The sequence below is a fragment of the Paraburkholderia sp. JPY465 genome (assembly GCF_050436725.1).
Classification (GTDB): Bacteria; Pseudomonadota; Gammaproteobacteria; order Burkholderiales; family Burkholderiaceae; genus Paraburkholderia; species Paraburkholderia youngii.
Window position 1 is genome coordinate 591,365 of the sequence record NZ_JBNDMT010000003.1, and the last position, 19,951, is coordinate 611,315.

Annotated in this window: 19 protein-coding genes and 2 tRNA genes; 8 read left to right on the plus strand and 13 right to left on the minus strand. The window is 65.8% G+C overall.

Going from position 1 to position 19,951, the window contains the following annotated elements:
- Positions 1-7: 7 nt before the first annotated feature.
- The 4 genes from QFZ94_RS17330 to QFZ94_RS17345 form a co-directional block, all read right to left on the minus strand.
- Positions 8-1,609: a phospholipase D family protein gene (locus QFZ94_RS17330; protein ID WP_429461842.1), complete on the minus strand. Its 1,602-nt coding sequence runs from the start codon at positions 1,607-1,609 to the stop codon at positions 8-10.
- 250 nt (positions 1,610-1,859) lie between these two features.
- Entirely contained in the window at positions 1,860-2,819 is a 960-nt protein-coding gene (panS, locus tag QFZ94_RS17335; protein WP_410849582.1) for a ketopantoate/pantoate/pantothenate transporter PanS, read from the minus strand.
- A gap of 344 nt (positions 2,820-3,163) precedes the next feature.
- Positions 3,164-4,579: an MATE family efflux transporter gene (locus QFZ94_RS17340; RefSeq protein WP_410849581.1), complete on the minus strand. Its 1,416-nt coding sequence runs from the start codon at positions 4,577-4,579 to the stop codon at positions 3,164-3,166.
- Positions 4,580-4,874: 295 nt separating this feature from the next.
- Positions 4,875-5,093: an RNA-binding S4 domain-containing protein gene (locus QFZ94_RS17345; protein ID WP_013090085.1), complete on the minus strand. Its 219-nt coding sequence runs from the start codon at positions 5,091-5,093 to the stop codon at positions 4,875-4,877.
- 357 nt (positions 5,094-5,450) lie between these two features.
- Here QFZ94_RS17345 and QFZ94_RS17350 point away from each other — a divergent pair, with 357 nt between their 5' ends.
- The 3 genes from QFZ94_RS17350 (at position 5,451) to QFZ94_RS17360 (ending at position 8,584) form a co-directional block, all read left to right on the plus strand.
- Positions 5,451-5,969, plus strand: coding sequence for a hypothetical protein (locus tag QFZ94_RS17350; protein WP_429458425.1), 519 nt, complete (start codon positions 5,451-5,453; stop codon positions 5,967-5,969).
- A gap of 92 nt (positions 5,970-6,061) precedes the next feature.
- A complete protein-coding gene (locus tag QFZ94_RS17355) occupies positions 6,062-6,325 on the plus strand; it encodes a hypothetical protein (RefSeq protein WP_410849580.1) in 264 nt (87 codons plus the stop codon).
- Positions 6,326-6,445: 120 nt separating this feature from the next.
- Positions 6,446-8,584, plus strand: a complete 2,139-nt coding sequence (locus tag QFZ94_RS17360; RefSeq protein WP_429458427.1) for an ATP-dependent helicase — start codon at positions 6,446-6,448, stop codon at positions 8,582-8,584.
- 30 nt (positions 8,585-8,614) lie between these two features.
- Here QFZ94_RS17360 and QFZ94_RS17365 read toward each other — a convergent pair whose 3' ends face one another.
- The 8 genes from QFZ94_RS17365 to fdxA all read right to left on the minus strand — a co-directional run bounded on the left by QFZ94_RS17365 (position 8,615) and on the right by fdxA (position 13,172).
- A complete protein-coding gene (locus tag QFZ94_RS17365) occupies positions 8,615-9,382 on the minus strand; it encodes a DUF4088 family protein (RefSeq protein ID WP_176105434.1) in 768 nt (255 codons plus the stop codon).
- A gap of 268 nt (positions 9,383-9,650) precedes the next feature.
- On the minus strand, positions 9,651-9,974 hold the full coding sequence (locus tag QFZ94_RS17370) for an AzlD domain-containing protein (RefSeq protein ID WP_429458429.1): 324 nt from the start codon (positions 9,972-9,974) through the stop codon (positions 9,651-9,653).
- Entirely contained in the window at positions 9,971-10,732 is a 762-nt protein-coding gene (locus QFZ94_RS17375) for an AzlC family ABC transporter permease (protein ID WP_368586551.1), read from the minus strand. The genes QFZ94_RS17370 and QFZ94_RS17375 overlap by 4 nt, the downstream gene beginning before the upstream one ends.
- A 187-nt stretch (positions 10,733-10,919) precedes the next feature.
- Positions 10,920-11,762, minus strand: coding sequence for a helix-turn-helix transcriptional regulator (locus QFZ94_RS17380; RefSeq protein ID WP_368586550.1), 843 nt, complete (start codon positions 11,760-11,762; stop codon positions 10,920-10,922).
- A 126-nt stretch (positions 11,763-11,888) separates the two neighbouring features.
- Positions 11,889-12,365, minus strand: a complete 477-nt coding sequence (locus QFZ94_RS17385; protein WP_368586549.1) for a CreA family protein — start codon at positions 12,363-12,365, stop codon at positions 11,889-11,891.
- Positions 12,366-12,519: 154 nt separating this feature from the next.
- Positions 12,520-12,595, minus strand: a tRNA-Asn gene (locus QFZ94_RS17390).
- A gap of 62 nt (positions 12,596-12,657) precedes the next feature.
- Positions 12,658-12,733 (minus strand) — tRNA-Asn (locus tag QFZ94_RS17395).
- 115 nt (positions 12,734-12,848) lie between these two features.
- Positions 12,849-13,172 carry a ferredoxin FdxA gene (gene fdxA / locus QFZ94_RS17400; RefSeq protein WP_429458432.1) on the minus strand — a complete coding sequence of 108 codons (324 nt, stop codon included), beginning with the start codon at positions 13,170-13,172 and terminating at the stop codon, positions 12,849-12,851.
- Between the two features lie 290 nt (positions 13,173-13,462).
- Between fdxA and pncB the strand changes: the two genes are divergently transcribed.
- The 5 genes from pncB to QFZ94_RS17425 all read left to right on the plus strand — a co-directional run bounded on the left by pncB (position 13,463) and on the right by QFZ94_RS17425 (position 19,521).
- Positions 13,463-14,659, plus strand: a complete 1,197-nt coding sequence (pncB, locus tag QFZ94_RS17405; protein ID WP_176105439.1) for a nicotinate phosphoribosyltransferase — start codon at positions 13,463-13,465, stop codon at positions 14,657-14,659.
- Positions 14,660-14,847: 188 nt separating this feature from the next.
- Positions 14,848-15,510 carry a LutC/YkgG family protein gene (locus tag QFZ94_RS17410; RefSeq protein WP_429458434.1) on the plus strand — a complete coding sequence of 221 codons (663 nt, stop codon included), beginning with the start codon at positions 14,848-14,850 and terminating at the stop codon, positions 15,508-15,510.
- Between the two features lie 91 nt (positions 15,511-15,601).
- Positions 15,602-17,038 (plus strand): sodium:proton antiporter, encoded by a 1,437-nt coding sequence (locus QFZ94_RS17415; RefSeq protein ID WP_429458436.1) that lies wholly within the window; start codon positions 15,602-15,604, stop codon positions 17,036-17,038.
- Positions 17,039-17,086: 48 nt separating this feature from the next.
- The gene (locus QFZ94_RS17420) at positions 17,087-18,076 is read left to right on the plus strand and encodes a 2-hydroxyacid dehydrogenase (protein WP_368586545.1); all 990 of its coding nucleotides are present in this window, start codon (positions 17,087-17,089) and stop codon (positions 18,074-18,076) included.
- The gene (locus QFZ94_RS17425; protein WP_429458438.1) at positions 18,073-19,521 is read left to right on the plus strand and encodes a DNA recombination protein RmuC; all 1,449 of its coding nucleotides are present in this window, start codon (positions 18,073-18,075) and stop codon (positions 19,519-19,521) included. Before QFZ94_RS17420 ends, QFZ94_RS17425 begins: the two co-directional genes overlap by 4 nt.
- A 56-nt stretch (positions 19,522-19,577) precedes the next feature.
- Here the strand turns inward: QFZ94_RS17425 and QFZ94_RS17430 are convergent, their stop codons facing one another.
- A complete protein-coding gene (locus tag QFZ94_RS17430) occupies positions 19,578-19,853 on the minus strand; it encodes a hypothetical protein (protein WP_008923126.1) in 276 nt (91 codons plus the stop codon).
- Positions 19,854-19,951 lie beyond the last annotated feature (98 nt).

The following is a 19,951-nucleotide window of genomic DNA, read 5'->3' on the forward strand; positions in this document are numbered from 1 at the left end:
CCGCTTCTCAAAGTTCCGAGTTGACAGGCAATAAGGAGAATAGACCGGTTAGCGCATTCCGGTAAAAACCGGCCTGCGGATCGAAAATGTAGGTGCGTGTCTCGCCGTTCTCGACGTCGGTCCAGACGAGCGGCGACAGCGGCGCGCCGATCGAGCGCAGATAGGCGAGCTGGGCAGAGTCGGCGAGCGTCACGCGGTAGCTCTGGTCCGGCTGCGTTGCACGCTCGAAGATCTTCGCGACCTGATTCGCGAGTTCGGGGCTGTGGATCACGAGCAGCAGCTCGGTGTTCAGATTGGCCGAGCGCGGATCGAGGTTCATCGAGCCGATCACAAGTATCTGGTGGTCGATCACGTAGGTCTTCGCATGCAGGCTCGCGCGCGAACGGGAGCCGACCAGCCACACGTTCGGCGTTTCCTGGCGCGGCCTGAATTCGTACAGCTCGACGCCAGCCTTGAGCAGCGGCACGCGAAACGGACTGTAGCCGGCCTGCACGGCGACTGCGTCGGTGGCCGCGAGCGAGTTGGTCAGCACCGCGATACGGATGCCGCGATGCGTGAGCTCGCTGGCCGCCTGCACGCCAGAGGCATGCGGCACGAAGTAGGGCGACACGATCAGGAAGTCGTGCTGCGCGTCGCGCATCAGTTCGCGCAGCCGCGCGAGCGGCGGGCTCACGTAGTCTGGCGACGGATGCTCGATCTTCTCCGGCAGGTCCACCCTGAATTCCGCGCGCGCCCACGTGAGGCCGAGCTGCTCGCTCGTGATCTGCGCGGCGAGCGGCGTCGCGTTCAGCGGTTTCGCGTTGTACGGATCGGCGTTGGTGCGCCAGTGATGGCGCAGGTCGTCGCGCGTCTGGTCGAGTTCGTTCTGATCGAACTTCTGCTTGTTCAGCGCGCGCAGCGGATAGGCGAGGTCGCTGTTCCAGTAGTCGTCGAAACTCGCGGAGACGTCGGCGACGATCGGGCCCGCCGCGAGCACGTCGAGATCGCGGAACTGCAGCGTTTCGCTCGCGCTGAAGTACTCGTCGCCCAGATTGCGCCCGCCGACGATCGCGAGCTGGTTGTCCGCGATCATCGCCTTGTTGTGCATGCGGCGCGTGAAGTGGCCGATCTGCGTGAACACGTTCGCGGTGCGCTCGAACAAGCCTTCCTGCGCGCTGCCGAACGGGTTGAACACGCGGATCTCGATGTTCTGGTGCGTATCCAGGCCCGCCATGATGCTGTCGATGTCCTTGAAGTTCAGATCGTCGACCAGCATGCGCACCCGCACGCCGTGATCGGCCGCATATAACGCGGCGCCGAGCAGCAGCTTGCCGGTGGTGTCCTCGTTGGCAATGTAGTACTGCATGTCGAGGGTTTTGGTCGCCGCGCGCGCGAGCGCGATGCGCATTTGCAGCGCGTCGGTGCCGTTCGCCAGCACGCGGAAACCCGACTGCTCCGGATGCTTCGCCTCGAGCGGCGCGAGCGCTTCGCGCAGCGGCGTGTCGGCGGTGGCCGGCAGCGCGTGCGTGACCTGGCGGTCGAACGCGGTGGCGGGCGGCTTCGTCGCGCAGGCGGTCAAAAATGCCGCCGCGCAGCAGAGCAGGAAGAGTTGCCTCGTTGTGCTGACTATCGAGCGGCGGCGCGCGGCCCGCCTATGTTGTTCGAATTGGCCCTGCACGCTGTTTTCCCCTTGTTTTGCAAGCTTTTCGCGTGGCGACAGCGCAGGCCTGTGCACGCTGTCGAGAAAACCATTCTAAGGGAATTGGGGCGCGGGTTCCGCGTACGTCGGCAAACGCAGCGGAGTGCCGCGCGTTGGTCGCGCGGGCACCGCGGTTCGGTGATCCATCACCTGCTACGAACCACGGCGCGCGAACGCCGTATCAGACGCGCTCGGCGTGCAGCGCGCGCTCGCCCTCGGGATGGGTCGAGCCTTTCGCCGGTCGGCCCGCCCACACGCCCGCGAGCAGCGAGCCCGACAGGTTGTGCCAGACCGAGAACAGCGCGCCCGGCAGCGCGGCGATCGGCGTGAAGTAGAGCTTGCCGAGCGTCGCGGCGAGGCCGGAGTTCTGCATGCCGACTTCGATCGCGAGCGTACGGCAGACGGCTTCGTCGAAACCGAGCAGACGGCCGCCCCAGTAGCCGCCGAGCAGGCCGATACCGTTGTGCAGCACGACGCCGATCATCACGAGGAAGCCCACCGACGCGATGCTCTTCTGCGTGCCGCCCACCACCGCGCCGATGATCAGGACGATCGCGACCATCGACACGAGCGGCAGGATCGGTTCGATCTTGCGCACCAGCTTGCCGAACAGATGATTGACGACGAGACCGACGACGATCGGCAGCGCGACGATCTGCAGGATGCTCATCAGCATGCCGTGCACATCGACAGAGATCGACGCGTCGACGTAAAGGCGCGTGAGCAGCGGCGTCGCGAATACGCCGACGAGCGTCGACAGCGCGCTGATCGTCACCGACAACGCGACGTCGCCGCGCGCGAGATAAATCATCACGTTCGACGCGGTGCCGCTCGCGACGCTGCCGACCAGCACCATGCCGGCGGTCAGGTCGGGCGGCATGCGCAGCGCCTTCGCGATGACCCATGCGGCGAGCGGCATCACGAGGTAGTGCAGCACGATGCCGGCGATCACCGGCGCGGGGCGCGTGAACACGCGCAGGAAATCGCCGGCCGACAGCGTGACGCCCATCGCCAGCATGATGATCGTGAGGAGCGTGGTGACGTGCGGTGCGACGCCGGAAAACGAGGCCGGCGAGAAGTACGCGGCGACCGAGACGAGCACGGCCCAGAGCGGAAACAGGCGGGTGACGCGGGCAAGCATGGGGGGGTGGTCCTTGGTTATGTTGTATCGCGAGAAAGCGGGGGCCGCGGCGCGGCCGGGTGTCGGCCGGCGTTGCGGCGTTCGCCGCGCCGAAGCACGGTGAAGCGGGTGAAGCGGCTACGGCAAGCGCCGTGGCGAAAGCGCGGCAGACGCGGGCGGCCAGTCGGAGCCGCACGCGTCGCGGGCAATGGTGGGGTGTCCCGGCGGCGCCAGTCCGGCGCCTGCCTTCGTGAGGCGCGCCGTCGTGCGGTTCGTGGCATGAGCGCGGGTTAGCGCTCGCGTGCAGCGGCGGGCATTTTACCTTTTACAGGGAGTGCTTCAGGAGCGAGGCTTGCCGCTACTGCTCAGACCGAGTGCGCGGGCGGTGTGGCCGATGCCACCGTCGGCGGCTGCCGCCCGCTCAGCTTGTGAAAACGCAGCGTCATCAGCAGCGCGACGCTCGCGAGGCCTGCGGCGAGCCCCCACCACAAGCCGCGCGCGCCGAGGCCGGCGCGAAACGCGAGCAGATAGCCGGTCGGAAAACCGATCACCCAGTAGCCGAATGCGGCGGCGATCATCGGGATGCGGGTGTCTTTCAGGCCGCGCAGACAGCCGGAGCCTACCGCCTGCATCCCGTCGACGATCTGGAAGATCGCCGCCACGCCGAGCAGCGAACTGGCGAGCGCGATGGTCGGCGCGTTGGCCGGATCGTCGAGATGCAGATACAGCCCGACGATCCAATGCGGCGCGGTGATCAGCACGAGACCCGACATCGACATGAAGCCGACGCCGAGCGCGAGCGCGACGAAGCCCGCGTGGCGCGCGGCGAGCGGCTGACCGGCGCCGGCCCAGTAGCCGACCCGCACATTGGCCGCCTGGCCGATCGACAGCGGCACCATGAACGCGACCGACGCGACGTTCAGCGCGATCTGATGCGCGGCGAGTTGCGATTCGCCGAGCAGGCCGACCATCAGACCGGTGGCAAGGAACAGCGTCGACTCGACGCCGTAGGTGATCGCGACCGGCCAGCCGATGCCGAACAGCTCGCCCATCAGCGGCAGCTTCGGCCGCGTCGCGACGACGAAATGCCGGAAGCGCGGCCGCAGATGAAGCAGCGCCATCAGCACGAGCGCAGTCAGCCACACGGTGATCGTGGTCGCGGCCGCCGAGCCGAGAAAGCCGAGCCGCGGCAGCCCATACGCGCCGTGAATCAGCCCGTAGTTCAGGAAGCCGTTCACGCCGACGCTCACGATCGACACCCACAGCAGCCGCCGCGCCGCGCCGATCGCCGGCAGGAACGAGCGCATCAGGCCGACGCCGATCAGGCTCGCGGGCGCGCCCCAGCGCAGCACCGCCGCGTATTGGCCGACGTTGTGCGCGAGCAGGCCCGGCTCGCCGAACGCGAGCAGGATGTGCGACGCGAACGACAACAGGATGAACGCGGGCACCGCCAGCAGCACGGAAAGCAGGAAACCGGTCCAGTAGATATGCGGCACGCGGCCGTCGTCCTGCGCGCCGCGCGCGTGCGCGACGCTGACGCTGACCGAGGTCAGCACGCCTTGCAGCAGCGTGACGACGACGAAAAAGAGGTTGGCGCCGAGGCCGCCTGCGGCGAGCGCGTCGGGGCCCAGCGAGCCGAGCAGGATCGTGTCCGTCACGCTCATCGCCATCTGCGACAGTTGCGCGATCGCGAGCGGCGCGGCGAGCCGCGCGGTGTCGGCCGCGTGGCGGGATAGGGTCGGCGGCCGGCTGGCCGCGTGGGCGAAGCTGGGTTGAGTCATCGAATGCCTGGCGGCGAAAGTTGGCCACTGCGGTGGCAACAGCAGTGGCGACAGCGAAAGGCGGGCGCGAGCGGCGCCGCATTGCATCGCGCCGCGCTCCGACGGGCGTTGGAGCGGTGGCGCAGCGGGCGGGGAAATTCCGCGGCGCGGCGACGAGCCGGTCAGCCGACTCCTCGCCAGTGGCGCGGTCCGTCGTTTACCTGTCGAAACCGACAGCTTATTGCCTCGCCCGGGCGATGTCGATGGACAACGCACAGTTCCGGTGCGCGGCGTCCTGCGAATTTCCGGAGTGGCGTCAGCCTTCGTGGACCGCGATCCGCGTATCGCCGAGCAGCACGACCTGGCCCGCGCGGATCTTGCAGGTTTTGCGCGTCTCGACCCGGCCATCGACCATCACCGCGCCGTCCGCGACCATCATCTTCGCGGAGCCGCCGCTATCCGCGAGGCCCGTGATCTTCAGCAGATTGTGCAGTTCGACGTACTCGCCGGTCAGCGTGAAATTGAGATTGGGCATGGCGTTTGCACCTTGGGCACGGGTCGCGTTGGGGGTTCGCATCATAAAGCAAGTGCACGGCGGCGCGGCGGCTCCGGGCCGTCGCGCCTGTTCCGGATGCATCCAGCGAGCCATCACGCAAGCAAATGAAAGTAGATGTTATTCAGTTGTCGGAAAGTGAAACGTTCCGTAACGCTGGTCGCACCGGATGGATTTCACTCCTAAAGTGCACCTCAGCAGCAAAGCCCGCTGGTATTCCGGGATCGCTCCCCGGCTACCCATCCAGCGACGCACAGACCTGGCGGGGCGCGTGGACCATCAGTCTTCACGACGCCAGAGAGTCCGCCCGAATCACAACTAAGTCTAGAGAGGATTGCCATGACCCAGATTCGTACGCTCCTGATCGGTACCGCCCTCACTGCTTTTGCCGCGACGGCCGCCGTCGCGCAGACCGCGCAGCCGTCAACAGGCATCGGCGGTCAGGCGCAGATCCAGAGCCAGGGGGCCGCCGGGATGGCGCCGCAGTCCGGGGCCGGTGCCCAGGGCATGCAGGTGCCGCCTTCGGCGCAAGGCATGCAGCAAGTCCCGGGCGCGCCCGCCGCGCAAGGCGTCGCCGCGCCGCCGCCGGCACGTCTGACGGCTTCGGGCTCGACCGACCCGCTCGTGCAGAAGCGCGACGCCGACGCGAAGGCCAGCGCCGAGTATCGCGCGGCGAAGAAGTCCTCGAAAGCGGAACTGAAGGCGGAGCAAAAGGCCGCGAAGGACCAGTACAAGGAGCAGGTGCGCGGCGCCAAGCTGAACCAGAAGGCTGACAAACAGAGCGCCAATAACGAAATGAAGATGGAGATGGAAGGGCAGGCTGCCGCGCAGGCCGACGGCGCGGACGTCAAGCACTAAGCCCCGCAGGATGCCGCGGCGCGTGGGTCGGCGAGGCTCGCCCGCCGCGGGCGTCTGTCACTTTGCAAGCTGTGCCTCATGGAGAATTCAAAATGAACATCGACCGTTCCAGCCGAAATCGCATTTACGCCGCGCTGATCGCGGCTTGCCTGTCATCGGCCGTATTCGCGCAGACCGCGGACCCGGCTTCGGCACCCGCCACGCACGCGGACAAGAAGGCCGCGAAGGAACAGGCGAAGGCCGACAAGAAAGCCGCGGTCGCCCAGGCGAAGGCGGACAAGACCAAAACCGACGCGCAGGCCGACGCCGACAAGGCCGCCGCTGATGCCAACGTGAAGGACGCGAAGAAGCAGTAGCGGGCGGTTTAGACCGGCGCGCAGGCACCCCAAAAAAGGGGCGCTTGTCGCATGGGGTTGTATGGATATACAGTATGCGTCGCATCCTGAAAATCCATCCAACCCGTTAAAAACCGCTCAGTGTCCACCGTCGCCGAATCCGCTCCGTCGTTCGATACCGCCGCCTGGCTCGCCAAGCTCAACGACGCTCAACGCGAAGCCGTCGAATACGGGACCGACACGCCAGACGCGCTGCCCGGCGCGCTGCTCGTGATCGCGGGCGCGGGCTCCGGCAAGACCAACACGCTCGCGCATCGCGTCGCCAATCTGGTGGTGAAGGGCGCCGATCCGCAGCGCATCCTGCTGTTGACCTTTTCGCGCCGCGCGGCGCTCGAAATGACCCGCCGCGTGACACGCATCACCGGCGCCGCGGCTACCACCGTCGGTGCACGCGCCGCGCTCGCGCAAGGGCTGACGTGGGCGGGCACGTTTCACAGCGTCGGCGCGCGGCTGCTGCGCGAATACGCGGATCTGATCGGCCTCGCGCCCGCGTTCACGATCAACGACCGCGAAGACTCCGCCGACCTGATGAACCTCGTGCGCCACGAGCTCGGACTGTCCGCGAAAGAGCGGCGCTTGCCGGCGAAGGGCACCTGCTTCGCGATCTACTCGCGCGTCGTCAACACCGGCGCATCGCTCGGCCAGGTGTTGGACAGCGCGTTTCCGTGGTGTCGCGAGTGGGAAGACGATCTGCGCCGGCTGTTCGCCGCGTACGTCGACGCCAAGCAGAAGCAGAGCGTGCTCGACTACGACGATCTGTTGCTCTACTGGTCGCACATGGCCGCCGAGCCCAGCATCGCGGCCGATCTGTCGGCGCGCTTCGACCATGTGCTGGTCGACGAATACCAGGACACCAACCGCCTGCAGGCGTCGATCCTGCTCGCGCTGAAGCCGGACGGCCGCGGCCTGACCGTGGTCGGCGACGACGCGCAGTCGATCTATTCGTTTCGCGGCGCGACCGTGCGCAATATCCTCGATTTCCCCACGCAGTTCGAGCCGCCCGCGAAGCAGGTCACGCTCGAGCGCAACTATCGCTCGACCGAGCCGATTCTCGCGGCGTCGAACGCGGTGATCGAACTCGCGAGCGAGCGCTACACGAAGAATCTGTGGACCGACAAGGCGTCGGCGCAGCGCCCGCGCCTCGTCACGGTCGCCGACGACGCGGCGCAAGCTCGCTACGTCGTCGAGCAGGTACTCGAAGCGCGCGAGCAGGGTGTGAAGCTGAAGTCGCAGGCGGTGCTGTTTCGCGCCGCGCATCACAGCGCCGCGCTCGAGATCGAGCTCACGCGCCGCAACATTCCGTTCGTCAAGTTCGGCGGGCTCAAATTTCTCGACTCGGTGCATGTGAAGGACGTGCTCGCGGTGCTGCGCTGGGCCGAGAATCCGCGCGACCGCGTCGCCGGCTTTCGCGTCGTGCAACTGCTGCCCGGCGTCGGTCCGGCCACCGCGGCGAAGGTGCTCGACGACATCGTCGCGCGCGCGGGTGGCGGCGATCCGGTCGCGACCGCGGGCGGTGTGCTGGCCGCGTTTGCGGCGCCCGCAAGGGCGCAGGAAGACTGGCATCCGTTCGTCAAGCTGATGTCGAGCGTGTACGGCCGGCAAACGCCGTGGCCCGCCGAGTTCGAGATGGTGCGGCGCTGGTACGAACCGCATCTGGAGCGCAATCACGAGGACGCCGCGATCCGTCACGCGGACCTGCTGCAGATGGAAAGCATCGCGGGCACGTATCCGTCGCGAGAGCGCTTCCTGACCGAACTGACGCTCGATCCGCCCGACGCCACTAGCGACGAATCCGGCGTGCCGCTGATCGACGAGGACTACCTGATCCTGTCGACGATCCATTCGGCGAAGGGCCAGGAGTGGCGCAACGTGTTCGTGCTGAATGGCGTCGACGGCTGCATTCCGTCCGATCTGGGCGCCGGTAGCGACGAGGAAATCGACGAGGAGCGGCGCCTGCTCTACGTGGCGATGACGCGCGCGAAGGAAGACCTGCATATCGTCGTGCCGCAGCGCTTTTACGTGCACAACCAGACGCATCTGGGCGACCGCCATGTGTGGGCGTCGCGCACCCGCTTCATCGCCACGCCGATGCTGCCGCTTTTCGACGCCTACGCGTGGCCGCGCGTGCCGGTGGCGAGCGCGCCGAGCGCGGCGGGGCTTGCCGCCGCAGCGCAGGCGAAGATCGAGATCGCGGCGAAGCTCAGGAAGATGTGGGACTGAGCGGCTAGCGCCGCTCGGGTCAGTGGCAGCTCAACGCGGCTGCCGCTGCTGTTGCTGCGCGACCGGAGGCGGCGGCACGAAGAAATTGCGCAGCCATGCCGCGAGCCGCGAGAACACGTCGTACGGCTCCTCGACGAAAATCTCCGGCTTCAATAGCCGCAGATACTCCATGATCTGCTGCGCTTCCTGCTTCTGAAACGTGCCGTGCGAAATGCCGAGCCGCAACAGCCCGCGCAGTTCACCGAGCTTCTCGCGCGCGGTGCTGCCCACGCTCGTCTCGCACGCGATCTTCGCCTCGTAGACGCGTTGGCGCAGCGATTCGACGAGCCGCCATGCCGGCGTCTGCATCACTTCCTCGAGCGCCTGGATGTCCTGCACCGTGCTCTTGATCTGCGAGGCGAGCGGATCGACCAGCGTCGCGTCGCCTTCCGCTTCCTTGACGATCGCGGCGGCCCAGTCGCGGCATTGCTTGGTGAGTTCCTCGGGCGTCCATTCCGAGCGCGCCGCGAAACCGAAGCCGAACTCGCTCGCCTGGCGCATCAGGATCGACACGACGTCGGGAAACTCTTTGTCCAACGTGCGTTTGGCCCAAGCGTACTGGCCGCCTTGCAGCATCCGCTGCACCGCGTGTTCGGTGAGCGGCACCATGTTGTCGAGCAGCTTCGCGCGCAAGAAATCTTCGAACGACGGCGTCGCGAACTGCGGATCGAGCTTCAGCGAGACCCGCAAAAAGGCCTCGAAGTCTTTGCGCAGCGACGCGACGGTCTCGTCCTTCAGTTTCAGGGTGATTTGACCCATGTGTTATCCCGTTTAATGCGGCCGCGCGCGGCACGCCGTGGCACGATCGCCCGGTCACTTCCGGACCGAGGCGACGCGACGCCGGCTGCCGACGCGCTCGATTTCAAGCTGTTGCCGCGTAACCAACGGGACGATTCCCGATGAGCGGACCTCGACTGCATATCGGCGGGGTGGCGGGAAACTTGAGGGCGGCCCGGCGACGGGCGCGGGCTTTGGAGGGGTGCTTCGGGCGCTTGCGCGCCTCGCTGCGACTGGGGAGGGGGCGCGCTTACTTCAGCACTACGCACTGCCACACGAAGAACACCACTAGACCGACTGCGATCGTCAGCAGCGGCCTGCGCGTCGCGGCACTGACGACGACCGCGGCGAGCGCGCCGACCAGCTGCGGATTGCGCCAGGTCAACTCGGCGTTGTTGCCGTGCGGCGACACGGCCATCGGGACGATGATCGCGGTTAGCACGGTCACCGGCACGAAGCTGAGCGCGGTGCGCATCAGCGGCGGGAACACGAGGCGGTCGCCGAGCACGAACACGGCCGCGCGGATCAACCATGTAATCGCGGCCATGCCGACGATCAGAGCGACGTAGTTCATCGCGTGGCCTCCACCGGACGGCGCGCGCCACGCGGGTTCAGACGCGACATCGACAGCAGTACGCCGACCGCGACCCCAGCGAACACCGCGCCGAGCAGGCCGAGCTTGTACGGCCAAGCTTGCCAGAAAAATGCCAGTGTGCCGGCGGTGACGGCCGCCGCGATATAGCGCAGCGCGACCAGTTGCGGCACGACGATCGCGATGAACGTCGCGACCATCGCGAAGTCGAGGCCGAGCGACTGCAGCCCCGGGAAGGCCGCGCCGAACAGCAGGCCGGCGACGGTCCACAGCTGCCAGTTCAGATACATCGCGACGCCGGCGCCGAAGAAGTAGTACGGACCGACGGTGCCCGGCTCACGATGCCGGTAGTGCTCCCACGCGACCGCGAAGACTTCGTCGGTGAGCAGCGCGCCGAGCGCCCAACGCCAGCGCTTCGGCAGATGCGCGACGTGCGGCGCGAGCGTGGCGCTATACAGCACGTGACGCAGATTGACGACCAGCGTGGTCGCCCAGATCACGGCGAAGCTCGCATGTCCGGCGATCAGACCGAGCGCGATGAACTGCGCGGAGCCCGCGAAGACGACGAGCGACATCAACTGGCCGTGCCACAGATGCAGCGGGCCCGACGTCACGAGCGTGCCGAAAATGACGCCAAACGGCGCGGCACCGACCATCATCGGGATGATGTCGCGCGCGCCGGCGGCGAATTCTTTGAGATGGCTGCCGTGGGTGGGCTGGCCTTGGGTGGAATCGGTCAATCTGAGCCTCCTTGATTTCGGAAGCATAGCGACTGACGGGCGCTCGGACTTGTACGTTCTTGCGGCGGGTGCTGATGCGGTGCTACGGCGTAGCGGGGGGATGGCTGGTGAAGGGCTGGCGAAGGCCGGTGAATTGTGGCTCGATGCTCACCGCGCGCGGCGCACGCGACGGCGGTGCCGCGTCGCGTTACGAGCCGCGCTGTGTGCCCTGCCATTGGCCCGGCGGCACGCCGAACATGCGCCGGAAATGCCGCGTGAAATGGCTCTGATCGGTGAAGCCGCTCGCGGCAGCGACGTCGGTCACCGGGACGCCGGCGCGCAACGGCGCGAGCGCGCGCTGCAGGCGCACCTGATTGCGCCACGCATGAGGCGGCAGGCCGGTCGATTGCGTGAACAGCCGCGCCGCGTGGAACGGCGACAGACCCGCGGACTTCGCGACTTCGGCGAGCGTCACCGGTTCGACGAGGTCGCCGGTCAGCCGCTCCTGCATCAGTGCGACGCGGGTATCGTCGGTGGCGACGCGCGCGGAGGCGGGGCGCGTCTGCGCATAGCGGACCAGCAAGGTGGACAGTGCGTCGAGCATCGCGGCTTCGGCGGCGAGCGCGTCGTCGCCGGCTTCGAGCAGACGGTGCGCGTGCCCGAGCCGCATCGCGAGATCGGGATCGCGGATCACGCCGGGCGCAAACCACGGCAAGGCCTGCGGTTTCCCGGCGACTTCGTCGGCAAGCGCGCGGAGGAACTCGACCGGCGCATACATCACGCGATACCGCCAGCCTGCCTCGACCGCCTTCGACCCCGTATGCAACTCGCCCGGATTGATGATCGGCACGCTGCCCGCTTCGGCGACATGGTTCTCGCCGCGATACCGATAGCATTCCGCACCCGCGACGATCACCGGGATCGTGTAGGCGTCGTGCCAATGCGGCGCGAACTCGTGGTCGTGATATTCGGCGGTGAGCAGATCCGCGCCGGGCAGGAGCGGCGTGCGCCAGTAGCGGGCGGAATCGCGGAAACGAGGGGTGGCGGTCATGACGAAAGTCCGGCAGGACCGGTCAGTTTAACGCGTCGTGGTGTCGTGGGTGTGCACGGCGATGGGCGCGCGGGCGCGCAGCGTCGCGCCGCGTGCCGCTCGCGCCGTCAATTGACGATACTTGCGTTATTTGAGCGGAATCGTCGTGCCGGTCGGCATCGGCACGGCGCTCACGCTGTTTTTCGCACTGCCGCTGACCACACGGTCGCTGTAGGTCAGATAGACCAGCGCGTTGCGCTTCGTGTCGACTACTCGCACCACGTGCAGCGACTTGAAGATCAGCGACATGCTGACCGAGAACACGTCGTCCTTCTGCTTGATGGGGCCGGTGAAATGCAGCTCCCCGACCTGGCGACACGCGATCGACGCCTCGGTAGGATCTTCGGCGATTCCGAGCGTGCCTTTGACGCCGCCGGTCCGCGCCCGCGACACGTAGCAGGTAACGCCTTGCACGGCGGGATCGTCATAGGCTTCGACGACCACACGATCGGAGCCGGTAACGTGAAAATTCGTATTGACGCTGGCGATTTCTTCGCCGTGCGCCGACGAGAGCAGCAGGGCGCCGATCCCCGTGAGCGCGATGTGTAGCGAGGTGGATTTCATGAGCGTGCCGGTTGAGTGTCTGGAGTGAGCCGGCGCCGGAGGGTAAAACGTGCGCCGTGAAGCTGCCATCCTATAACGGCGTTCGGCGCGCGTGAGGGGATGATCGGCGCGCAAAAACAAAAAGGCCCGCACGGATGCGGGCCTTTCAATATTTTGGCTCCTCGACCTGGGCTCGAACCAGGGACCTACGGATTAACAGTCCGGCGCTCTACCGACTGAGCTATCGAGGAACAGCAGTACAACTTGATCTACATAAAAAAACCCGTCTTGGTTAACGGGCTTTTGCAATTCTTGGCTCCTCGACCTGGGCTCGAACCAGGGACCTACGGATTAACAGTCCGGCGCTCTACCGACTGAGCTATCGAGGAACAGAACAACAACAGCAGAGAAGCGAAATTGTAGAGGCGGCTTAAACGCCTGTCAATACCCCTGCGCGCATCTTCATCAAATCTGAATGGGCAGGCGCGCGACAGGCGGCCACGCTCAGCGCGCGAGCAGCGCGAGCTTTTCCTTCACGTCCTTGAATTCCTCGGCTTCCGGCAGCGGCGCCTTGGTCTTCGTGATGCTGGGCCACGTTTTCGCCAGGTCGGCGTTCAGCGCGATGAAGTCCTGCTGGTCGCCCGGCACGTCTTCTTCGGCATAGATGGCGTTCACCGGGCACTCGGCCACGCACACAGCGCAGTCGATGCATTCATCGGGGTCGATCGCGAGGAAGTTGGGACCTTCGCGAAAGCAGTCCACCGGGCACACATCGACGCAGTCGGTATAGCGGCACTTGATGCAGCTTTCGGTCACAACGTGAGTCATTCAGGCAGCTCCTGCATGCGGAATCAGGGAAGGCGCGGACGCCAAAAGAGTTATTGTAACTTAACGTCAACAGGCAGATGAAACATCGGCCCATGCGTCTTATATGTTTTTGTGATTAGTTTATGGGGTGCCGCGAGCGGCCCCGGACAACCGGCGCAGGCCGGTGGCACGATGGATGCGGACGCATTCGGGTAACATGCGTCAGGTTGGCGCGCCGCTCGCCTCAGCGCGTCCGTTGCAAGGGTGCCGTGAGCCCTTTTCGTTTTTTCAGCGGTCCAGTTCGTACCATCATGATTATTACTTCGCTGCTCGATACCGATCTGTACAAGTTCACGATGATGCAGGTGGTGTTGCATCATTTTCCCGCCGCGAACGTGGAGTACCGCTTCCGCTGCCGCACGCCGAACGTCGATCTGGTGCCGTACATCGGCGAGATTCGCGACGAAGTGCGCAAGCTCTGCGAGCTGCGTTTCACTGACGACGAGCTCGACTATCTGCGCCGCATGCGCTTCATCAAGGGCGACTTCATAGAGTTCCTCGCGCTGTTCCATCTGAACGAGAAGTACATTTCGATCACGCCGTCGCCGAAGGGCAATGGCGAAATCGACATCGACATCAAGGGGCCGTGGCTGCATACGATCCTCTTCGAGATCCCGGTGCTTGCGATCGTCAACGAAGTGTATTTCCGCAACACGCAGCAAACGCCCGACTATCACGTAGGTCGCGGCCGTCTGCTCGACAAGATCCAACTGCTCGGCGCGCGTCCCGAATACGCCGACTGCAAGATCGCCGATTACGGCACGCGCCGCCGTTTCTCGAAGCAATGGCACGAGGAGGTGATCCTCACGCTGAAGGACGGCCTCGGCGAGCAGTTCGCCGGCACGAGCAATGTCTTCTACGCGATGAAGCACAGCCTGACGCCGCTCGGCACGATGGCGCACGAGTACCTGCAGGCTTGCCAGGCGCTCGGTCCGCGGCTGCGCGACTCGCAGATCTTCGGCTTCGAGATGTGGGCGAAGGAATATCGCGGCGACCTCGGGATTGCGCTCTCCGACGTGTACGGCATGCAGGCGTTCCTGCGCGACTTCGACATGTACTTCTGCAAGCTGTTCGACGGCGCTCGCCACGATTCCGGCGATCCGTTCGACTGGGGCGAGCGCCTGCTCAAGCACTACGAGGCGAATCGCTGCGACCCGCGCACCAAGGTCCTCGTGTTCTCCGACGCGCTCGATATCCCGAAGGTGCTGCAGCTATACGAGCGCTTCCGCGGCCGCTGCAAGCTCGCGTTCGGCGTGGGCACCAATCTGACCAACGACCTCGGCTACAACCCGCTGCAGATCGTGATCAAGATGGTCCGCTGCAACGGTCAGCCTGTCGCGAAATTGTCGGACTCGCCGGGCAAGAACATGTGCGAGGACAAGGCGTATCTCGCGTATCTGCGCCAGGTGTTCGGCATCGCGCAGCCGGAAGAAGAGGCGGCCAAGTAGCACGCTTCGCGGCCTGCTTTTCGGTTCATCGCCTGTTCATGATCGGCTCGCGTTCGGGGTGGTGTAGGGAACAGTGTCGCCGCACTCTCGACGCCCGGCAATATGCCGTTCGGCCAGGGTGTTTGCTTGCAAGGCCGCCGGTATAATCCTCGCCATATCGCACGGCTGTCGACACGAGGATTTCGCCCATGGACACATCGATTGCCCGCCGCAACATCCTGGCGCGTATCCGCGCCGCGCAAGGGCGCGAGCCCGAGCCGAGCGCCGCCGAGCGCGAAGCCGCGGCGGACTATCTCGCGCGTCATCCGGCCGGTCCGCGTCCGGACATCCCCGTCGATCTGCGCGCACAGTTCATCGAAGAAGCGCAGAAGATGTCGACCACCGTCGACACCGTTCAAACCCTCGCCGATGTGCCCGCCGCCGCGCATCGCTACCTGACCCAACACGGCTTGCCGCTGCAGGCCATCGGATGGCAAACGCTGCGCGATCTGCCGTGGGCCGAAGCCGGCCTCGCCGTTGAATTTCGCAAACCCCAGGACAACGACGTGGTTGGCCTCACCGGCTGCTTCTGCGCGACCGCGGAGACCGGCACGCTCGTGTTGCTCTCCGGACCCGAGACGTATGCGTCGGCCGGGCTGCTGCCGGAGACGCATATCGCGATCGTGCCGGCGTCGCGCATCGTCGCGGGTCATGAGGAGGCGTTCGGCCTGATCCGCAAGGAACGCGGCGAGCTGCCGCGTGCGGTCAATTTCGTGTCGGGGCCGTCGCGCACCGGCGATATCGAGCAGACCATCGTGCTGGGCGCGCACGGCCCTTACCGGGTGCATGCGATCGTCGTGCAGGATGCTTGAACGCGTCGGGCGGCGACTTGCTAACGCATATGCGAAGCACGCGGTATCTGTCGTATGTGCGCTGGCAAACCGTGGCAAGTCCTGTATCGGCATGAGTTCACAGTCTGGTCGTCTGAGCCTGTGGCTCGCCGTTGCCTCCACGCTCGCGCTGTGCGCGCCGTCCGTGCATGCCGCGACGCTCGACGGTGCGCGCTTGTCTGCGCTGTGGGGCTTGCCCTTCGCGGGTGTGCTGCTGTCGATCGCGATCTTTCCGCTGATCGCGCCAGCCTTCTGGCATCACCATTACGGCAAGATCGCCGCGGCGTGGGCGCTCGCGTTCATCGTGCCGTTCGCCGTGAGCTTCGGCACGAGCGCCGCGCTAGGCGCGCTCGCACATGCCATGCTCGACGAGTACATCCCGTTCATCATTCTGCTGACTGCGCTCTACACCGTCGCGGGCGGCATTTGCGTACGCGGCAATCTGCACGGCACGCCGCGCCTGAACACCGCGATTCTCGCGCTCGGCACGTTGCTCGCGAGCGTGATGGGGACGACCGGCGCGGCGATGCTGCTAATCCGCCCGCTGCTGCGCGCCAACGACAATCGCCGCCATGTGACCCACGTGGTCGTGTTCTTTATCTTCCTAGTCGCGAACATTGGGGGCGCGCTGTCGCCGCTCGGCGATCCGCCGCTCTTCCTCGGCTTTCTCGAAGGCGTGAGTTTTTTCTGGACCACCACGCATCTGGCGGCTCCGATGCTGTTCGTGAGCGGCATGCTGCTCGCCGCTTTCTACGCGCTCGACTCGTACTACTTTCACCAGCGCGAGGAGGCACGTTCGGCCTTCCTCGACCCGACGCCCGACGGCGCGCCGCTCGGCATCGACGGCAAGATCAATTTCGTGCTGCTCGCCGCGGCGATCGCGCTCGTGCTGATGAGCGGACTGTGGCGCCCGCAAATCACATTCGACGTGCTCGGCACTCACGTCGCGTTGCAAAACATCGTGCGCGACGCCGCGCTGATTGTCGTCACGCTGCTATCGCTCGCGTGGACGCCGCGCGCCGCCCGTGCCGGTAACGACTTCAACTGGGCGCCGATCGAGGAAGTCGCCAAACTGTTCGCCGGCATCTTCGTGACGATCGTGCCGGTCATCATGATCCTGCGCGCGGGAGATGCCGGCGCGTTCGCGGGCATCGTCCATCTGGTCAACGATCCGTCCGGTGAACCGCGCGACATCATGTACTTCTGGGCGACCGGCCTGCTATCTTCGTTTCTCGACAACGCGCCGACTTACCTCGTGTTCTTCAACCTGGCCGGCGGCGACGCGCAGACGTTGATGACCACCGGAGCAACCACGCTCGCGGCGATTTCAGCCGGCGCCGTGTTCATGGGTGCGAACACCTATATTGGCAACGCGCCGAACTTCATGGTGAAGGCGATGGCGCAATCGCGCGGCGTGCGCATGCCGAGCTTTTTCGCGTATATGGGTTGGTCGGGCGCGATGTTGCTGCCGTTGTTCGCGCTCACCGGCTGGCTCTTTTTTGGACGCTGACTCTGCAACGCCGAGGCACTCCCTCGGCGTGCGATACGGAGACTTGCAATGCAGAAAATCCTCGTTGCCCGTTCGATCTTTCCCGATGTGATCGAGCGGCTCAAACAATACTTCGACGTCGACTGGAACGAGGGCGACGTGTTGCCCGCCGACGAGCTGAAGCGCCGTCTCGCGGACAAGGACGGCGCTCTGACGGCCGGCGAGATGATCGACGCGAGCGTGCTCGCCGCGGCACCGCGTCTGCGCGTCGTGTCGAACATGGCGGTCGGCTACAACAACTTCGACATGGCCGCGTTCAACGCGGCGAACGTGCTCGGCACCAACACGCCGGACGTGCTGAACGAATCGACCGCCGACTTCGGCTGGGCGCTGATGATGGCCGCCGCGCGCCGCATCGCCGAGTCGGAGCACTGGCTGCGCGCGGGACTCTGGCAGAAGTGGAGCTACGACGGCTTCCTCGGCAGCGACCTGTACGGCTCGACGCTCGGTGTGATCGGCATGGGCCGCATCGGCCAGGCGCTCGCGCGTCGCGCGCAGGGCTTCAATATGCGAGTCATTTATCACAACCGCTCGCGCGTCGCGCCGCAAATCGAGGCCGAGCTGAACGCGGAATACGTGTCGAAAGAGGATCTGCTGCGGCGCGCCGACCACGTCGTGCTGGTGCTGCCGTACACCAAAGACAACCACCACACGATCGGCGCGGCCGAACTCGCGCTGATGAAGCCGAGCGCGACGCTGACGAACATCGCGCGCGGCGGCATCGTCGACGATGCGGCATTGGCCGAAGCGCTGCGCGACAGGCGCATCGCGGCCGCTGGTCTCGACGTGTTCGAGGGCGAACCGAATCTGCATCCGGCGCTGCTAAGCGTGCCGAACGTCGTGCTGACGCCGCACATCGCGAGCGCGACCGAAACCACTCGCCGCGCGATGGCGAACCTCGCCGCGGACAATCTGATCGCCGGGCTCGGCGCAGGACCGCGCGCCGGTCAGCCGCCGAATCCGATCAACCCCGACGTGATCGGCAAGGCGCGTTCATGACGATGATTCTGGTGGCGGCCGTCGCGGTGCTGGCGGTCGCCCTCGTGATCGCATTGGCCTTGCTGATGCGCGGTCACGACCGCACGGAGCAGCACGAGCAGTTCGAGATGCTGAACGCACGCGTCGATGCCGTCGTCGACGCCCAAGTGCATACCGCCGAGCGGCTCGAGCGGCAACTGCGCAACGACATCGCCGAGACCGCGCGCGTGTCGCGCACCGAGCAGAGCGGCGGCTTCGCGCAGTTTCAGCAGACCCTCGCCGCGCAGTTCAGCAGCATGACCACGGTGCAGGGGGGCAAGATCGACGGCTTCGCGCAGCAGCTCGATGCCGTGCGTCACAGCCTGCAGGCGCAGGCGCAGCAGGCGCGCGACGAGCAGGGCCGCTCGCTCAAGCAGTTCGGCGACACGCTGAGCCTGCAACTCGGCCAACTGACCGAGGCGAACGACCGGCGCTTCGCCGAAGTGCGCGCGACGATCGAGCAGCGTCTGAAGGACATCGAGGCGAACAACGCGACGCGGCTCGAGGAGATGCGCCGCACCGTCGACGAAAAACTGCATGCGACGCTAGAGCAACGGCTCGGCGAATCGTTCAAGCTGGTGTCCGACCGGCTCGAACAGGTGCATCGCGGGCTCGGCGAAATGCAGACGCTGGCGGCCGGTGTCGGCGATCTGAAGCGCGTGCTGACCAACGTGAAGACGCGCGGCACGTGGGGTGAAGTGCAGCTCGAAGCCTTGCTCGAACAACTGCTCACCGCCGATCAATACGCGAAGAACGTTGCGACCGTGCCGAAGAGCGGTGATCGCGTGGAGTTTGCGATTCGACTGCCGGGGCGTCCGGAACCCGGCGGCGCGAATACGCCGGTATGGCTGCCGATCGACGCCAAATTCCCGCGCGAGGATTACGAGCGGCTGATCGAAGCGCAGGAGCGCGCCGATCCCGTTGCGGTCGAGGAAGCATCGCGCGCACTCGAAGTGCGGATTCGCGCCGAGGCGCGCACCATCGCGGAGAAGTACGTGGCGCCGCCGCATACGACCGACTTCGCGCTGCTGTTTTTGCCGACCGAAGGCCTGTACGCCGAAGTGCTGCGCCGGCCGGGGCTCTCGGATCTGCTGCAGCGCGACTATCGCGTGACGATTGCGGGGCCGACCACGCTGACCGCGTTGCTCAACAGTCTGCAGATGGGTTTCCGCACGCTCGCGATCGAAAAGCGTTCGAGCGAGGTGTGGCAGGTGCTCGGCGCGGTGAAGACGGAGTTCGGCAAATTCGGCGACGTGCTCGCGAAGACCAAGGCGCAGCTCGAAACCGTCACACGTTCGATCGAGGCCGCCGAAACGCGTACGCGCATGATGAACCGCAAACTGCGCGACGTCGAGGCGTTACCGGGCGAGGAGGCGAGCGGGTTGCTTGGGGATGCGCTGTCGGGTGTGGAACCCGATGAGCAATGACGGGTGAAGCGCTGGAATCCGGGCTCTTTTGGCCCGACGCGCCAGCGCATCGCCCGTCACGCTTCTTCCGGTGCGTCGGCCAGATGGATTTCGATACCGCCGAAGCGCGACGCGACCCAGTTGTAGGCGTGGCACGCGATCCACAACAGCACGAAGCCGAGGATCGCGTTCAACAGCAGCGCGCTAAATACCGTGCTCAGCTCCACCGAACCATAGCGAACGAAAGCGACCACCACGCCGAGCAGCACGATCGGCACCGAGAACGTCAGATACACGAGGATCAGCGCTTTGGCCGTCTGTCCTGGTGCGATGAACGAGATCTGTTTTTTCATGTAAGTCAAACCCCAGTGTGTCTTAGTAGTGGTAGTGGGTGGAGTGCGGATCAGATGCTGATGTAGTGCCGATGTCGTGCGATCGATGCGCCGCCTGG

What these genes read in the sequence shown, in the direction of transcription:
- panS (WP_410849582.1), bottom strand. Translation starts at nt 2,819, where the DNA reads ATGCTTGCCCGCGTCACCCGCCTGTTTCCGCTCTGGGCCGTGCTCGTC.
- QFZ94_RS17340 (WP_410849581.1), bottom strand. Translation starts at nt 4,579, where the DNA reads ATGACTCAACCCAGCTTCGCCCACGCGGCCAGCCGGCCGCCGACCCTA.
- QFZ94_RS17345 (WP_013090085.1), bottom strand. Translation starts at nt 5,093, where the DNA reads ATGCCCAATCTCAATTTCACGCTGACCGGCGAGTACGTCGAACTGCAC.
- QFZ94_RS17350 (WP_429458425.1), top strand. Translation starts at nt 5,451, where the DNA reads ATGACCCAGATTCGTACGCTCCTGATCGGTACCGCCCTCACTGCTTTT.
- QFZ94_RS17355 (WP_410849580.1), top strand. Translation starts at nt 6,062, where the DNA reads ATGAACATCGACCGTTCCAGCCGAAATCGCATTTACGCCGCGCTGATC.
- QFZ94_RS17365 (WP_176105434.1), bottom strand. Translation starts at nt 9,382, where the DNA reads ATGGGTCAAATCACCCTGAAACTGAAGGACGAGACCGTCGCGTCGCTG.
- QFZ94_RS17370 (WP_429458429.1), bottom strand. Translation starts at nt 9,974, where the DNA reads ATGAACTACGTCGCTCTGATCGTCGGCATGGCCGCGATTACATGGTTG.
- QFZ94_RS17380 (WP_368586550.1), bottom strand. Translation starts at nt 11,762, where the DNA reads ATGACCGCCACCCCTCGTTTCCGCGATTCCGCCCGCTACTGGCGCACG.
- QFZ94_RS17385 (WP_368586549.1), bottom strand. Translation starts at nt 12,365, where the DNA reads ATGAAATCCACCTCGCTACACATCGCGCTCACGGGGATCGGCGCCCTG.
- fdxA (WP_429458432.1), bottom strand. Translation starts at nt 13,172, where the DNA reads ATGACTCACGTTGTGACCGAAAGCTGCATCAAGTGCCGCTATACCGAC.
- pncB (WP_176105439.1), top strand. Translation starts at nt 13,463, where the DNA reads ATGATTATTACTTCGCTGCTCGATACCGATCTGTACAAGTTCACGATG.
- QFZ94_RS17410 (WP_429458434.1), top strand. Translation starts at nt 14,848, where the DNA reads ATGGACACATCGATTGCCCGCCGCAACATCCTGGCGCGTATCCGCGCC.
- QFZ94_RS17415 (WP_429458436.1), top strand. Translation starts at nt 15,602, where the DNA reads ATGAGTTCACAGTCTGGTCGTCTGAGCCTGTGGCTCGCCGTTGCCTCC.
- QFZ94_RS17420 (WP_368586545.1), top strand. Translation starts at nt 17,087, where the DNA reads ATGCAGAAAATCCTCGTTGCCCGTTCGATCTTTCCCGATGTGATCGAG.
- QFZ94_RS17425 (WP_429458438.1), top strand. Translation starts at nt 18,073, where the DNA reads ATGACGATGATTCTGGTGGCGGCCGTCGCGGTGCTGGCGGTCGCCCTC.
- QFZ94_RS17430 (WP_008923126.1), bottom strand. Translation starts at nt 19,853, where the DNA reads ATGAAAAAACAGATCTCGTTCATCGCACCAGGACAGACGGCCAAAGCG.